This is a genomic window from Mesorhizobium sp. LNHC252B00 (assembly GCF_000502955.1).
Classification (GTDB): domain Bacteria; phylum Pseudomonadota; class Alphaproteobacteria; order Rhizobiales; family Rhizobiaceae; genus Mesorhizobium.
The window spans coordinates 178,189-191,443 of sequence record NZ_AYWO01000015.1; the positions used below are offsets into that span (position 1 = coordinate 178,189).

A 13,255-nucleotide genomic window follows, 5' to 3' on the forward strand; every position below is an offset into this window, starting at 1 on the left:
CTATCGCGCGCCAAACCCGGTGAGCATTGTTTTCGTTGTCTTGAGCGTTATCAGAACATCAAGCCAGGGTGAAAAGTTCTTTATGTAATAGAAGTCGTAGTGTAATTTTTCCATGACGTCATCGACGGCGGCCACATGCCCCTGATTTACTTGTGCCCACCCGCTTATACCTGGCCTGACAATGTGCCGGTAGCGGTAGAACGGCAACTCATTCTCGTACCACTGCGACAGCACGACGGCTTCCGGCCGCGGCCCGATCCAGCTCATTTCACCACGCAGAATGTTGATGGCCTGCGGCAACTCATCGAGCCTGGATTTTCGCAAGAAACGTCCGACGCGGGTGATGCGATCGTCGTCGCACTTGGTGATCGCCTCCTCCCTGTCGCTACCGGCCTCGCCATGTTGCCGCATCGAGCGAAACTTGTAGACCGTGCAGATCTTGCCCCGGTACCCCATGCGTTGCTGGCGAAACAGCACGGGACCCTCTGAGTCCAGCCGGATCAGCAGCGCTATCGCCGCCAGCACGGGGGAAAGGGCGACAACCAAGACAAACGCGGAAATCCAGTCGGCCGCCTGCTTGATCTTAAGATAGGCCTGGTTCGGGTTGAGGGAGCCAAGCGTGTTTTCGGACAGATGCTCGATCTCGACCCGACCGGTCAACGATTCCCTGACTTGCTTGACATGGTATACGGGCGTTCCCGAAAGGGCCCGATCGGCGATGTACCGCTCCCATTCCGCGCCAAGATCGGCACGCAGATCGACGACCACGCCGCTGGCTGTTTCAATGACCGTGCTGGTTGACTTGATCCAGAACCAGTGCACCCCGGGCAAGGTCTTGAGACGCTCGACATCTCCGCCGGGAACCACGACGAGCCGGTGTGGGTCGAGATGCCGCGTCAACAGGCTCAGGCCGAAATACCAGAGCGTGGACTGCGTGAAACTTGCTGCGGCCTGGAACCGGCTGTACTCGAACCGGAAAAAGAAGATGGTCAGGAAGACAGCCCCGTAGGACAAGGCAAATGTCGGCAAGATGTAGCTTGCCGCGGCCACTCCCGGGAAATTTCCGATGCGGCGATAGGAGAGGAAACCCGCAAGGTGCGCAATCGCCGCGGCAGTCACCGTTACCTGAAGGTATGCCGAATAGATAAACTCAGGATTGAAGACAATCCGGATAATGGCGGGGGCAAAAATCGCGAATGTCAGTCCGCCAAGCAGCTGAAATCGAATCCTGAACAGGAAATGCCGGCTTCCGACAATAGTTGAAGCCGCGACATTCAACGCCTTGCCCCTTGCCCCGAAGTTGCTGCCACGGGCCAGCGCGATTCTGCATCTGACCTACCCGTTCGTTCGTAGAACGAATCGAACATCTCACCCCCCGGCGATCCGACATAGTCGAAGAGCAATGGCTACGACACTTCGTCTCCGCTAGCAAGTATCTATTTCATATCAATAGTTAGCGGAAGTCTTGATCAACAGCATTGCTTTTTACGCTTTAGAAAAGCCGCTCTGCACGGAACGTCGATGCCAGGATTATAGAGGCAATGATAAGGTGCAGTTCTCCATGCGAGGCGCGCGGGAGCTTGGGCAGATCGTTTTCGGGGGCGAGGAATCTTGTGTTCCCGAACCCATGGATCCTTTGACGGGAGCTGGTCGGATGCCTATGGCCAGCCGGCAGGTGCCGATGATCGGCCATGTGCCGACGAACAGGATGCGCTGTTTCTGGAAAGCTAGGTGAGGTCACTTGGCGGACACCAGGCCGAAGTCCGCCAAGTGCCGTGTTCCAGCCGGGCTTGACCGCTCAAGCCGCCGGCACCCGCTCGCGTTTCAGCCGCGCTTCAGCAACGTCCACACGGCCGGTACAAGGCTTGCCGCGAGCGCCACCTTGATCAGGTCGCCGACGATGAAGGGAACGACACCGAACTGCCACGACTTTTCCGGGCCGATCAGCAGCGCCAGCCAGGCGAAGCCCATGGCCATCATGACGATTTCAGCAACCAGCATGGCGTTGAAGAGCTTGATCGGATGGCGGTCCCAACCGCGATCGGCGGCCCAGCCGACAAGCGCTGCCATGACGACGAAGCCTGCGAGATAACCGCCGGTCGAGCCGAGCATGTAGGCAATGCCGATGCCCTTCTCCGGGGTGCTTTGGAAGACAGGGAAGCCCATGGCGCCCTCCGCCATGTAGAGCAGCAGGGTGGCGACGCCGAGACGCATGCCGAAGGCGGCGGCGATCAGCAGCACGGCCAGCGTCTGCATCGAAATATCGACTGGCCCGAGCATCACCTTGGTCTTGGCCGACAGGGTCAGCAGCAGCGTTCCGGCGATGGCCAGGAAAAGCTGCGTTGCCAGCCGCGCCGCGCCATTTTGCGGCAGAGCCAGAGAAACAAGCGGACGCGTCGTTGTTGCAATTGCCATGGTATTTCCCCAATCCGGTTGCCGCTATCCGATGTTCGCGGCCTCACGTTCTCCTATATTGGCTTGCGTGTTATGCGGCAATCGGTTTTGCCGTTCCTGAAACAAGGCACCGATGCATCCGCCATGGCACTCAAGTTCGATACCAGCTTCGATCCCCTTTATGGCAAAGGGGTAAGCGTCGCGCCTGACATCCAGCGCATCACGGCCCGCAATCCGAGCCCCTTCACCTTTCACGGCACCAACAGCTACATCGTTGGCAACGATACGCTGGCCGTGATCGATCCGGGCCCGGACGACGAGGCGCATCTGCAGACCCTGCTTGACGTGATCGCAGGCCGGCCGGTCAGTCATATCCTCGTCAGCCACACGCACCGCGACCACTCACCGTTGGCGGCCCGGCTGAAAGAGCGCACCGGCGCCGTGGTGCTGGCAGAGGGACCGCATCGCCCTGCAAGACCGCTGCATATCGGTGAGACCAATGCGCTCGACGCCAGCGCCGACATGGCTTTCGCCCCCGACATCACGCTTTCCGACGACGAGGTAGTCGACGGCGACGGCTGGTCGATCAGGACCGTTCTGACCCCGGGCCACACCGCCAATCACGCGGTGTTCGCTCTGGAAGGAACCGGCATCCTGTTTTCGGCCGACCATGTGATGGCCTGGGCAACCTCCATCGTCGCCCCGCCGGATGGGGCGATGGCCGACTATATGGCCTCGCTGGACCGGCTGATCGAACGTGGTGACCGTTTGCTGTTGCCAGGACATGGCGGGGCGGTGACCGCACCGCGCGCTTTCATGCGCGGCCTGAAGACGCACCGCAAGATGCGCGAGCGCGCCATACTGGAGCGGGTCAGAGCGGGCGACCGGACGATCGTGGACATGGTCAAGGCGATCTACAGCGATACCGACCCGCGGCTGCATGGCGCCGCCGGATTGTCGGTGCTTGCTCATCTCGAGGACCTGGTGGCGCGCAGTCTTGTCAGCACTGACGGCGACCCGGCTATCACCGGTATCTTTGTGCCGGCGGGTTAGAACCCGGGCACGAGTTCATCCGTGCTCTCGTACGCTAGAAACGGCTGGAGCGCGCGGCCGGTTGGGGCGACTTCAAGCCCTGGCAAGAGCATTCAGGGTTAGCCGGAAGACGTGCCGCGGTCTCCAGCGCAACCCGCGAGGCTGTCATGGAAAGGCTCGGCAACACGTGCTCCTGCAACAATTCCTGGCGGTTGCGGTCCATATAGTCGTTGAAACCTGCGGTCACGAACGCGCATGGCACGAAACACGCGCCGATCTCGCGCGACAAGGTTGCCTCAGGGGCAATTGAATGGTTGAGCACGTCCGCTCCCATGTTCCGATACGCCAGAGCTTCAGCGGGGGTTGTCAATCGCGGCCCGTAGCAGTGGGCAGCGACCAACTGCTGTTCGATGCCATGGACCCGGCATTCGGCAGGCCAATGGCGCCGGGCGGTCTCGGCCAGCAACGCCGCACATCTTGGACATACGATCTGCTTGCCCGAGCAGTCGAAGCTCTGGCGGCCAGGCAGCAGTGAAAACGGGGTCTGCGACAGTTCGATGATATCGGCGCTCACCACCATGTCTCCGGGCTGGATCGCCTTGTTGACGGCGCCGACGGTCGAGCAGGCGAGCACTTGTCGTACACCCGCGTTCATCAGGACCCAGAACGCGCGGCGATGGCAGGAATGGTCGATATGGTCTCGGGGATTGCCGTGCGAATACATGCACAATGCACGTTTCGTTTTACCTTCAGCTGTAATCGACGCATCGAACTCGAGAAGCTTCCAGTTGTCGGAGCGACCGAAAGGCGTTTCAAAACTCATGTCGCGCCGCAAAGTGCGCACACCATCGACTTCGACATCTTCCGGGAAGGCAAGCCCCCAGTTTGCAGAGCCGGTGATGATGGCCAACCCTACCTGAGGTATGTCCGTTGATTGATACGCCAGATCGGCGGCTGGGTGATGATTTGTAGGCATGTTTCCAGTCTCGGTCAGGATTTTCGGCGAAGGGTCACGATCAGGACGACGGCCACGACGATGGCGGTCCACAATGTCGAGATCGCCGCAATGGTCGGATCGATCTGATCGCGCAGCGATAGGAACATAAGCTTCGGCATCGTGCTGTTGCGACCACTTGAGATGAAGATTGAAATCACAGACTCATCAAGCGAAGTCAGAAACGCCATCAATGTCGCCGACAGCAAACTGATATGAAGTTGGGGAACAATTATTCCGCCAATAGCTCTGGCCCAGTTCGCACCGAGGCTACGAGCCGCCTGAACCTGGTTCCAGTCAAAGCGGGCCAGGGCGGGCAACAACACAATGCATGCGACCGGAATGGCCAGCACGACATGTCCAACCAGCACACCGAACAGCGTCCCGACCAGCCGTTGCGCCGCCAGAACAAAGAAGAGACCGATCGCAAGCAGGATGCCCGGCACAATGGACGGGGTGAGCAGGACGCCCTGAATGGTTACCGCGGCCTTTCCGCCAAGCCGATTTATCGAAATGCAGGCCAGCAGCCCCAGAGGCACTGCGACCATCGCCGTCAATGTCCCAAGGATGAGGCTCGTCCTGAGTGCGGCCATCCATGTCGCCGAACCGAAGAAAGTCTCGTACCAGCGCAACGAGTATGCGCGCGGCGGGAACTCGAGAAGATTGGACGCCGAAAAGGACAGCGGCACGACCACGAGCGTTGGCAACATCAAAAACGCCATTACGAGTGCGGAAAAGCCCCACAGAAAAATGCGGGACAGCCTGTTGTCCGGATAGGCCTCAAGCATGGGCCGCACCGTTGCGCGTCGACAGTCGCCGTGCCGCCAGGAACATCACCCCGATCATCGCCATGACAATGAGGAGCAGAATACCCAGGACGCTCGCCGACCCCCAATCCTGAAAGGTCGATAGCGTGCGCTCGATCCGGGTAGAGAGAGGATTTACCTTGCCGCCGCCAAGCACCGCCGGTGTGATGAAAAACCCTATGGTGTAGATGAAGACGATGGTCGAACCCGAGAAGATGCCGCCGGCCGAAAGAGGCAGAATGACTGTGCGGATCACCTGCCCGAGAGAGGCTCCCATGCTCGACGACGCGCGAATGAGGTTTGCATCGATATCGCGCATCGCGGCATAAACGGGCAGCAGAAAGAGCGGCAGCATGTAGTGAACCATGCCGATGAGCGTTCCCGTGAAGTTGTAGACCAGCGGCAATGGCTCCGCTGTCAGGCCTGAACCTGTCAAAGCCGCGTTGATCAGGCCATCGCGCCGCAAGAGCACTAGCCAGCCATAGGTGCGCACCAGGATCGAGGTCCATAATGGCAGCATGACGAAAGCCATCAGCACGTTGGCGACCCTTGGTCTGGCGCTGGCCAGAGCGAGCGCCAGCGGGGTGCCGAGAAGAATGCAGATCGCCAGCGTGGCCAAGGATAGCTCAAGGGTTGTGACGAGTGCCGACCATGTCAGCCCGCTCGAAAGCACCTTCTCGTAATTGCCGAAAGTGTATTCGCCTCCCGTGGTCAGGAAGGATTGCCGGATGATCCACAGGATAGGCAATATCGCCGCCAGTCCAACGATGAACAACGCTGGCAGCGAAAGCGACAGGAAGAACCGCCGCTCGCGCAGGGCGTCTGCCGCGAGTGCGGGATCCGCGGTCGCGGTCACGCTATCGTTTCCGGTAACGGGTGAACTTTCGCTGCCGGCGCATAGGCGGTCACCCGCTGGCCGGTGGCAAGCTCGCCGCAGCCGCTGGCCAGGGCTGCCGGAATGCAGACAAGAACCTCTTGCCCGCCGCCATCCAGCGCAAGGGTAAGAAGCCAGTTCTCCCCGCGAAACGCCTTGGCGCGCAGTGTTCCTTCGAGCGCTATCCCGTCTCGCCCGACGAGCTTCTCATCAAGATGGAAGCTTTCCGCGCGGATCATCAAAGTGGCGCGCGACGCATCGGCGCCGTCGATTCTGCGCACCAGGCCTGGGGCCACAATGTTGGCCTCACCCATGAACTCCGCGACGAAGCGGGTCGATGGGCGATCATAAATCCGCTGCGGCGTGTCGATCTGCTGGATGCGGCCGGAATTCATCACCGCAATCCGGTCTGACATGATCAGCGCTTCGCGCTGGTCATGCGTCACATAGATCGTGGTGATCCCCAGATCGTCATGCAGACGCCGGATTTCGTACTGCATGGTTTCGCGCAGATTCTTGTCGAGCGCCGACAACGGCTCGTCCATCAGCATCACGCGTGGCTCGAAGACGATTGCCCGTGCCAGCGCCACCCGCTGGCGCTGACCGCCGGACAATGCGGCAATGTTGCGCTCCGACAGACCTTCCAGTTTCACGCGGGCCAATGTGTCAAGCGCTCGCCGACGGGCCTCCGCCTTCGGCATCTTTCGCAGCGCCAACGGATACGCGACATTCGCCAGAACGTTCATGTGGGGGAACAGGGCGTAGTTCTGGAACACTATGCCGATGTCCCGCTTGTTGGGGGCCAGGCGGGTGATGTCCCGATCCCCCAACAAGAGTTTGCCGGAATCCGGCCGGACAAAACCGGCCAGAGCCATGAGCAGCGTGGTCTTGCCCGATCCCGATGGCCCTAGCAGCGTGAGGAATTCGCCAGCTTGAATGTCGAGCGAAACATCATCCAGTGCGACGTAGGTCCCGTAAGACTTGCTGACGCTGTCGATGGTGATCGGGAGCGACTCCATCATCTGCTCCAGTCTTACAGCTGAGACTCAGCGGGCCATCATCTCATCGAAGGCTTTTTGGGCGGCCTCACCGTTCTTGACCCACCATTCTGAATTCGAAAACACCGAAGTGCCGGCATTTTCAGGCGCGGTCGCAAGGGTCTTCAGACGGTCCTCGGGAATAAGGCCACCCTCATAGCCAGCAGGATTGACCGGGCCATAGGCTATGAAGTCGGTCAGCTTCGCCACGCGCGCGGGCTGTGTCATCGCCGCGATGAGCTTCATAGCTGCTTCCTTGTTCGGCGCCCCCTTCGGCACCGCAAGACAGTCGGTGCCAATGACCGAACCCTTGAACGTGTAGTCAGCCGCGCCGCCATCCGCTTTCACGGTTTGGGCCCGCCCGTTCCAGGTAACGACCAAATCCGCCTCACCATCTTTCAGCAACTGCGCCGACTGCGCTCCCGAGGTCCACCACACGGCGACATTTGGTTTGATTGCTTCAAGCCGCTTGATGGCACGATCCAGACCCTCCGGCGTGCTGAGAACGGGATAGACGTCCGCCGGTGCCACGCCATCGGAGAGCAGCGCGATCTCAATCGAGTCTTGGGCATTGGCACGCAGCGCACGACGGCCAGGAAATTTGGCAACGTCCCAGAACTCCGCCCATGTCTTCGGCGGGTTCTCGCCATAGGTCTTGGTGTTCCACGACAAGACGGTGCCATAGGAGTCGAACGGATAGCAGTAGTCGGACTTTGCGCCAGCCGGCACGGCCTTTGGGTCGATGATCTTGTAGTCGAGCGGCTCCAGCAGCGATTGTGCGGCGGCCTGCGCGCCTTCCGGTGAGCCCAGGTGAATGACGTCGGTTGTGACCGCACCCGAGGTGACCTGCATCTTCAGGGCGGCCAAGCCGTCGCTTAGGGTCTCCTCGCGGACATCATAGCCAAGCTCTTTTGCAGCAGGGGCCCACATGGCCTCCTTCATGGCGTTGCCATAGTCGCCGCCCGCGGTCGTGATGGTGACTGTCTGGGCATAGACGGGCAAGGCTGCCGAGACTGCGAATGCTGTTAAGGAAATGCGTAGCCAAGACATAGGTTCTCCTCCCCAATCTTTTACGAATGGTGCCTGAAAGGCCCGTTTATTTGTAATCGTAACGTTACGATTTCACCTTAATGCAAGGGAGTCAAGCTGGTTTCTACGGGAGTTCGGATTGACCGGGATGTCGAATCCGGTAACGCTATGGAGGTCAGCAATCAGCCGGCGCTTTCGAAGTCGGGCGAACAATGGCCAACCTAAAGCAGATCGCGGCGGAACTTTCCCTATCGGTAACCACGGTGTCACGCGCTCTGAAGGATGGGCCGGAAGTACAGCCCTCGACCATAGCCCGCGTCAAGGAGGTGGCTAAGCGGGTTGGCTATGTGCCAGATCATCATGGTCGTGCGCTGAAAACCGGTCGGACACTGACGCTGACGGCAGTGCTCCCGATGGAGACACGAGACCATCTGTCCGATCTGTTGAAGCTTCCCTTGATCGAAGGCATGACGCTGGCTGCCCGGCAAGCCGGTTATAGTTTGTCCATTTATTCCACGACTCCCGACGACGATCCCGTTGAGAGTGTGCAACGGCAGCTTCAGGCGCGCAGCACAGACGGACTGATCATTACGCGCATGGTGTCGGGCGATCCGCGCGTCAAGCTGCTGCTGGATCAACGCATGCCATTTGTCGCGTTCGGAAGAACCGACGTGGATGTCGCATATCCTTATGTTGATATCGACAACGAACAGATCGCCTACGAGGCGACCCGGCGGCTGATGGAAAAGGGCTGTCGACGCATTGCACTGCAACTTCTCGTTCCGGAAGATCAGACGAGTGCCATGCGTCTTTCCGGGTATGGAAGGGCAATGGCCGAGGCCGGCATCCCAATCGACCAATCACTGATCGGTCACGGCATGTTCACGATGGAATTGAGTGCAGCCTGGTTCGATCGCATGCTGGCGTCGTCAGATCCGCCGACAGGCTTGGCATGCGCCAACGAACTGGGCCTTCTAGGAGCGTTACATGCTCTTGGCAGAAGAGGTCTCGTGCCAGGCAACGACGTCCACATTGTCAGTCGCGACAGCACGCGGCTGGCACGCTTCCTGCCGGCAAAGATCGGTGTTCATTTCGTGGATATGGCGGCGGTTGGACGCAAGCTTATCGAAGTCCTGGAGAGCCGGATCGTCAATCCGCTTGGGCCGGCGGCGGCGATCTTGCTGCAGGGCAGATACGAGCCCGCCGAATAGTCGGCCGCAGGCTCAAGCCGCATCTCCGCGGTCGAGGCGGATCGGCCTAACTACAACCAGTTCTGAAACATCACTCGGCGGGCGCCGCACCAACCTGACCGGCGACTTCCTGGTCGAGTTCGGCGAGGAAATCGACGATGCGCGCGGCGTTGTCGCCGAGATCGAAGCGGCCGTATCGCGAAGCTGACCGCATGTCGACGATGACCGCATCGCCATCGTCGGTCACGCGGATCGCAATATCGGCCGGAAGACCGATCACGAACCCCTTGGCGACGGCGGTGATGGTGACATCGTTTTGCCCGGCGAGGTCAGGATAGGGTTCGGACAAATCCCAATCGCGCCGGTCAAGGACGGTTTCGACGGCATTGACGACAGTCTCGAATGGCAGGGCGTAGCTGCGTGCACTGACCAGCGGATAGCTATCGGTCTGCAGCCGCTGTTCGCCAGGCGTCGACGGGGAAAGCACGTTCATTTCTTTCGTCCGGTCACCCACGTCGAGCGCCGGCGGCTCGTCAAAATCTGTCGAGATATCCCTGAGCGGCGGGTAGATTGACGCCCAGTAGGCGGCGACGCCGTAGGGTGCGAGCACCAGCAGCGCCAGGAGGGTGCCGACCGTCAGGTCGCGGCCGCCGCGGTCGCCGAAGTTCCATAGCCGCGAAAAGGCGAATCCGGCAAACAACAGCGCCAAGGCCGCCAGCAACGCGACAATGCCCAGCACCCACAGGAAGGCCGGCGTTTCGACGAGATCGAAGCGGTGGCCGACGAAAACGGTCAGCAGCAGCACCGCCGAAAAAGCGGCCGTGCGCCGCGACCAGCCGGCCGCCCTCGACGTTTGCCGTTCAGGAATGCTAACCATCGTTTTCTGTGCTGCCCCTACCCGAACGGAGACTTAGAACGGTTCACCGTTTCGCGGAACCGGCAAACCGCTCCATCGCCTTGTTTTGACGCAATTCCCAAGGGAAAGCGCTAGGCGCTTTTGCCGGGAAACCGCTTCACACTTTTCCTGGAATTGCTCTAGTGCCTTTTTGCGGCCGCTTGAAGCCGAAACGCGCGACACCCCGTCAATCCGTCGGCAAGCGATAGTCCTTGAACTGCTGGCGCAAGGTGATCTTCTGGATCTTGCCAGTGGCGGTGTGCGGAATTTCGCTGACGAAGGCGACATCGTCCGGCATCCACCATTTGGCCACCTTGCCGTCCATGAAGCCGAGAATGTCCGCTTTGGTCGGTTCCTTGCCCGGCTTGCGGACGACGACCAGCAGCGGCCGCTCGCCCCATTTCGAATGGCAAACGCCGATGGCGGCAGCCTCGGCGACATCGGGGTGGCCGACAGCCAGGTTCTCGAGGTCGATGGTCGAAATCCATTCGCCGCCGGATTTGATGACGTCCTTGGCGCGATCGGTGATCTGCATATAGCCGCCGGCGTCGATGTGAGCGACGTCGCCGGTGTCGAACCAGCCGTCCTCGTCGAACTGTTCTGGGCCCGCACCGCCGTAATAGGCGCGGGCAACGGCCGGTCCGCGCACTTTCAGGCGGCCAAATGTCTTGCCGTCCCAGGGCTGTTCCTTGTTGTCGTCATCGGTCACCTTCATTTCGACGCCGAAGGGCGGATAGCCCTGTTTCTGCTGGACGTCGAGCCGGGCATCACCTTCAAGACCGGCATAGTCCGGCTTCAAGGTGCACAGCGTGCCGAGCGGCGACATTTCGGTCATGCCCCAGGCATGGATGACCTGGACATCGTAGTTCTGCTGAAACTTGGACATGATCGCGCGCGGGCAGGACGAGCCGCCGATGACGACCTTGTTGAGATAGGGAAGCTTCTTGCCGGTCTCCTCCAGATGCTGCAGCAGCATCATCCAGACGGTCGGCACGGCGGCGCTGAAGGTCACCTTCTCGGTGTCGAGCAGTTCATAGATCGAGGCGCCGTCCATCTTGCAGCCAGGCATGACCAGCTTGGCGCCGATCATCGGTCCGCTTTGGCCGAGCCCCCATGCATTGGCGTGGAACATCGGCACGACCGGCAAGATCGTATCACGCGACGACAGGCCCATGGCATCGGGCATGGCGGCAATCATGGCGTGCAGCACGTTCGAACGATGGCTGTAGACGACTCCCTTCGGATCGCCGGTTGTCCCCGACGTGTAGCACATGCCGGCGGCGGTGCCTTCGTCGAAGGTCTTCCAGGCGAAGTCGCCATCCGCCTCGTTTAGCCAGTCCTCGTAGGCGACCACGTTGGGCAGTGTCGTCTGCGGCAGGTGTGCCTTGTCGGTCAGCACGATCACCCGTTTCAGCGACTTGACGGCGCCGGCGATCTTCTCGAGCAGCGGCAGGAAGGTCAGGTCGACGAAGACAGCCTTGTCCTCGGCATGGTTCATGATCCAGACAATCTGCTCGGGAAACAGCCGCGGATTGAGTGTGTGGTAGATGGCGCCGATGCCCATGATGCCATACCAGGCCTCGATGTGGCGCGCGGTGTTCCAGGCGAGCGTGGCGATGCGATCGCCCAGGCGATAGCCGTCACGCTCCAGCCGCTGGGCGACTTTCAGGGCGCGACGATGGATGTCGGCGTAGGTGGTGCGCACGATCGGCCCCTCGATCGATCGCGACACGATCTCGCGCATGCCATGCTGCCGCTCGGCATTGTCGATGAGCTTGTGGCAAAGCAGCGGCCATTCCTGCATCAATCCCAGCATTCGATCCTCCCTTCGCGCTTTTGCGTGCGCTTTTCGGGCCATTGTGGAGCGAACCGCCGGATTGTCCAGCCGCCAGGACGGTCGAGTGCTGCATTGGTGGAAAACCGCCACAATCCGGCCATCCCTCGGCGTTAAGCTTCGTTAACGGGCAGGGGGGCGTGGCGACTGAAAGAGGTTCGCATGGACGCGCAACTCGACGACAAAGCCCTCGAGAGTACGCTTGCCGAAAGTCTGACCGATCTGGTGCCGGGCACAAAGACTGTTTCCGAAGACGAATTCGTCGAAGTTGTCGGCGGCGCGCTCGAAGCGGTCGGCGGCACGCTGCTGTTCAAGATGTGCGTCCAGAACCGCGGCGAAGGCCAGCATGTCGCGGCCGCATCCGTCGGCGACGGCGGCAATCGCCAGTTCCTGCTGCTCACCCTGCCGACCGGCGGCGGCCCATTGAAGGTCGAAACCGCGTCGAGGAGCAGCAACCCGGTCGCCGGCATCGCTGCTGCCTATGCCGGTCTCATGGACGTGTTCAAGGCCGCCGCCTGATTGCTGGCGACAGGTATTTCAATTTGCTTCGGAGGCACGATCCGTCTTTATCGGCCGATTGGGGCCTGCGTGGTGCATGGCCACCGCCGGCCTTGAACAATGCCCTTGCGCGACACATCTGAAAATCGACGCAAGGAGAACCCGCATGGACCAGATCACCAACCCCGCCCCCGGTTTTCAACGCAATCCCGACAAAGTCATCACCATCGAGCCGTTTGCCGGCACAGTCACCGTGCGCGCCGGAGACACGGTCATCGCTTCATCCACGAGGGCCAAGGTGCTGAGTGAGCCCCCCTATCCCGCGGTCTTCTACATTCCGTTCGCCGACATCGATTTCGGCAAGCTCGCCGGCGCCGAACACTCGAGCCATTGCCCCTACAAGGGCGACGCAAGCTATTGGAGCGTGCTGCCTGCCGGCGAAACCGGCCAGAACGCCATGTGGGCCTACGAGCATCCTTTCGACGAAATGGCAGAGATCCGTAACCACGGCGCGTTCTATGCCAGCAAGGTCAGCATCGAAGCCAAGCCGGACTGACCGATTTTCGAACCCAGGCGAACTCGGCGTGAGGTGCGTTGAGATTCAGGTCAGGCCGAGTCGAGAATGGTGGGTTCCGAGAACCGGAACGGAGCGGACTTTTGGTCCGTGAGTAC

The 13,255-nt window shown here is 60.6% G+C and carries 13 protein-coding genes; 4 read left to right on the forward strand and 9 right to left on the reverse strand.

Translation table 11 applies throughout. The annotated features are described in order from the left end of the window. Both X744_RS151085 and X744_RS151080 read right to left on the reverse strand, forming a co-directional pair. Nucleotides 1-1,278 (reverse strand): sugar transferase, encoded by a 1,278-nt coding sequence (locus tag X744_RS151085; RefSeq protein WP_023760579.1) that lies wholly within the window; start codon nucleotides 1,276-1,278, stop codon nucleotides 1-3. A gap of 546 nt (nucleotides 1,279-1,824) precedes the next feature. Further along, the gene (locus tag X744_RS151080; protein WP_023760581.1) at nucleotides 1,825-2,415 is read right to left on the reverse strand and encodes a biotin transporter BioY; all 591 of its coding nucleotides are present in this window, start codon (nucleotides 2,413-2,415) and stop codon (nucleotides 1,825-1,827) included. Nucleotides 2,416-2,538: 123 nt separating this feature from the next. On the opposite strand from X744_RS151080, the gene X744_RS151075 reads away from it, so the two are divergent. Next, the gene (locus tag X744_RS151075; RefSeq protein WP_023760582.1) at nucleotides 2,539-3,447 is read left to right on the forward strand and encodes an MBL fold metallo-hydrolase; all 909 of its coding nucleotides are present in this window, start codon (nucleotides 2,539-2,541) and stop codon (nucleotides 3,445-3,447) included. Between the two features lie 34 nt (nucleotides 3,448-3,481). Here the strand turns inward: X744_RS151075 and X744_RS151070 are convergent, their stop codons facing one another. Genes X744_RS151070 through X744_RS151050 form a run of 5 tightly spaced genes read right to left on the reverse strand, consistent with a single transcriptional unit; the run spans nucleotide 3,482 to nucleotide 8,187 of the window. Further along, nucleotides 3,482-4,402, reverse strand: a complete 921-nt coding sequence (locus X744_RS151070) for a 5'-methylthioadenosine phosphorylase (RefSeq protein ID WP_023760583.1) — start codon at nucleotides 4,400-4,402, stop codon at nucleotides 3,482-3,484. Between the two features lie 14 nt (nucleotides 4,403-4,416). Continuing rightward, nucleotides 4,417-5,208: an ABC transporter permease gene (locus X744_RS151065; protein ID WP_023760584.1), complete on the reverse strand. Its 792-nt coding sequence runs from the start codon at nucleotides 5,206-5,208 to the stop codon at nucleotides 4,417-4,419. After that, on the reverse strand, nucleotides 5,201-6,082 hold the full coding sequence (locus tag X744_RS151060) for an ABC transporter permease (RefSeq protein WP_023760585.1): 882 nt from the start codon (nucleotides 6,080-6,082) through the stop codon (nucleotides 5,201-5,203). The genes X744_RS151065 and X744_RS151060 overlap by 8 nt, the downstream gene beginning before the upstream one ends. Next, nucleotides 6,079-7,119, reverse strand: coding sequence for an ABC transporter ATP-binding protein (locus X744_RS151055; RefSeq protein ID WP_023760586.1), 1,041 nt, complete (start codon nucleotides 7,117-7,119; stop codon nucleotides 6,079-6,081). The genes X744_RS151060 and X744_RS151055 overlap by 4 nt, the downstream gene beginning before the upstream one ends. Nucleotides 7,120-7,146: 27 nt before the next feature. After that, the gene (locus X744_RS151050; protein WP_023760587.1) at nucleotides 7,147-8,187 is read right to left on the reverse strand and encodes an ABC transporter substrate-binding protein; all 1,041 of its coding nucleotides are present in this window, start codon (nucleotides 8,185-8,187) and stop codon (nucleotides 7,147-7,149) included. Between the two features lie 191 nt (nucleotides 8,188-8,378). On the opposite strand from X744_RS151050, the gene X744_RS151045 reads away from it, so the two are divergent. Continuing rightward, nucleotides 8,379-9,377, forward strand: a complete 999-nt coding sequence (locus X744_RS151045; RefSeq protein WP_023760588.1) for a LacI family DNA-binding transcriptional regulator — start codon at nucleotides 8,379-8,381, stop codon at nucleotides 9,375-9,377. A 70-nt stretch (nucleotides 9,378-9,447) separates the two neighbouring features. On the opposite strand, the gene X744_RS151040 is transcribed toward X744_RS151045, so the two are convergent. Together X744_RS151040 and X744_RS151035 are read right to left on the reverse strand one after the other, a co-directional pair. Beyond that, the gene (locus X744_RS151040; protein WP_023760589.1) at nucleotides 9,448-10,233 is read right to left on the reverse strand and encodes a DUF1499 domain-containing protein; all 786 of its coding nucleotides are present in this window, start codon (nucleotides 10,231-10,233) and stop codon (nucleotides 9,448-9,450) included. A 205-nt stretch (nucleotides 10,234-10,438) separates the two neighbouring features. Next, nucleotides 10,439-12,067: a fatty-acid--CoA ligase gene (locus X744_RS151035; protein WP_023760590.1), complete on the reverse strand. Its 1,629-nt coding sequence runs from the start codon at nucleotides 12,065-12,067 to the stop codon at nucleotides 10,439-10,441. 180 nt (nucleotides 12,068-12,247) lie between these two features. Between X744_RS151035 and X744_RS151030 the strand changes: the two genes are divergently transcribed. Together X744_RS151030 and X744_RS151025 are read left to right on the forward strand one after the other, a co-directional pair. Further along, nucleotides 12,248-12,604 (forward strand): hypothetical protein, encoded by a 357-nt coding sequence (locus tag X744_RS151030; RefSeq protein WP_023760591.1) that lies wholly within the window; start codon nucleotides 12,248-12,250, stop codon nucleotides 12,602-12,604. A 145-nt stretch (nucleotides 12,605-12,749) separates the two neighbouring features. Further along, nucleotides 12,750-13,139 (forward strand): DUF427 domain-containing protein, encoded by a 390-nt coding sequence (locus X744_RS151025; protein WP_023760592.1) that lies wholly within the window; start codon nucleotides 12,750-12,752, stop codon nucleotides 13,137-13,139. The last annotated feature ends 116 nt before the right edge of the window (nucleotides 13,140-13,255 follow it).

Excerpts from the sequence above, each read along its gene's own strand:
- X744_RS151035 (WP_023760590.1), bottom strand. The coding sequence starts at position 12,067 with ATGCTGGGATTGATGCAGGAATGGCCGCTGCTTTGCCACAAGCTCATC.
- X744_RS151040 (WP_023760589.1), bottom strand. The coding sequence starts at position 10,233 with ATGGTTAGCATTCCTGAACGGCAAACGTCGAGGGCGGCCGGCTGGTCG.
- X744_RS151065 (WP_023760584.1), bottom strand. The coding sequence starts at position 5,208 with ATGCTTGAGGCCTATCCGGACAACAGGCTGTCCCGCATTTTTCTGTGG.
- X744_RS151030 (WP_023760591.1), top strand. The coding sequence starts at position 12,248 with ATGGACGCGCAACTCGACGACAAAGCCCTCGAGAGTACGCTTGCCGAA.
- X744_RS151045 (WP_023760588.1), top strand. The coding sequence starts at position 8,379 with ATGGCCAACCTAAAGCAGATCGCGGCGGAACTTTCCCTATCGGTAACC.
- X744_RS151055 (WP_023760586.1), bottom strand. The coding sequence starts at position 7,119 with ATGGAGTCGCTCCCGATCACCATCGACAGCGTCAGCAAGTCTTACGGG.
- X744_RS151080 (WP_023760581.1), bottom strand. The coding sequence starts at position 2,415 with ATGGCAATTGCAACAACGACGCGTCCGCTTGTTTCTCTGGCTCTGCCG.
- X744_RS151025 (WP_023760592.1), top strand. The coding sequence starts at position 12,750 with ATGGACCAGATCACCAACCCCGCCCCCGGTTTTCAACGCAATCCCGAC.
- X744_RS151050 (WP_023760587.1), bottom strand. The coding sequence starts at position 8,187 with ATGTCTTGGCTACGCATTTCCTTAACAGCATTCGCAGTCTCGGCAGCC.
- X744_RS151070 (WP_023760583.1), bottom strand. The coding sequence starts at position 4,402 with ATGCCTACAAATCATCACCCAGCCGCCGATCTGGCGTATCAATCAACG.
- X744_RS151075 (WP_023760582.1), top strand. The coding sequence starts at position 2,539 with ATGGCACTCAAGTTCGATACCAGCTTCGATCCCCTTTATGGCAAAGGG.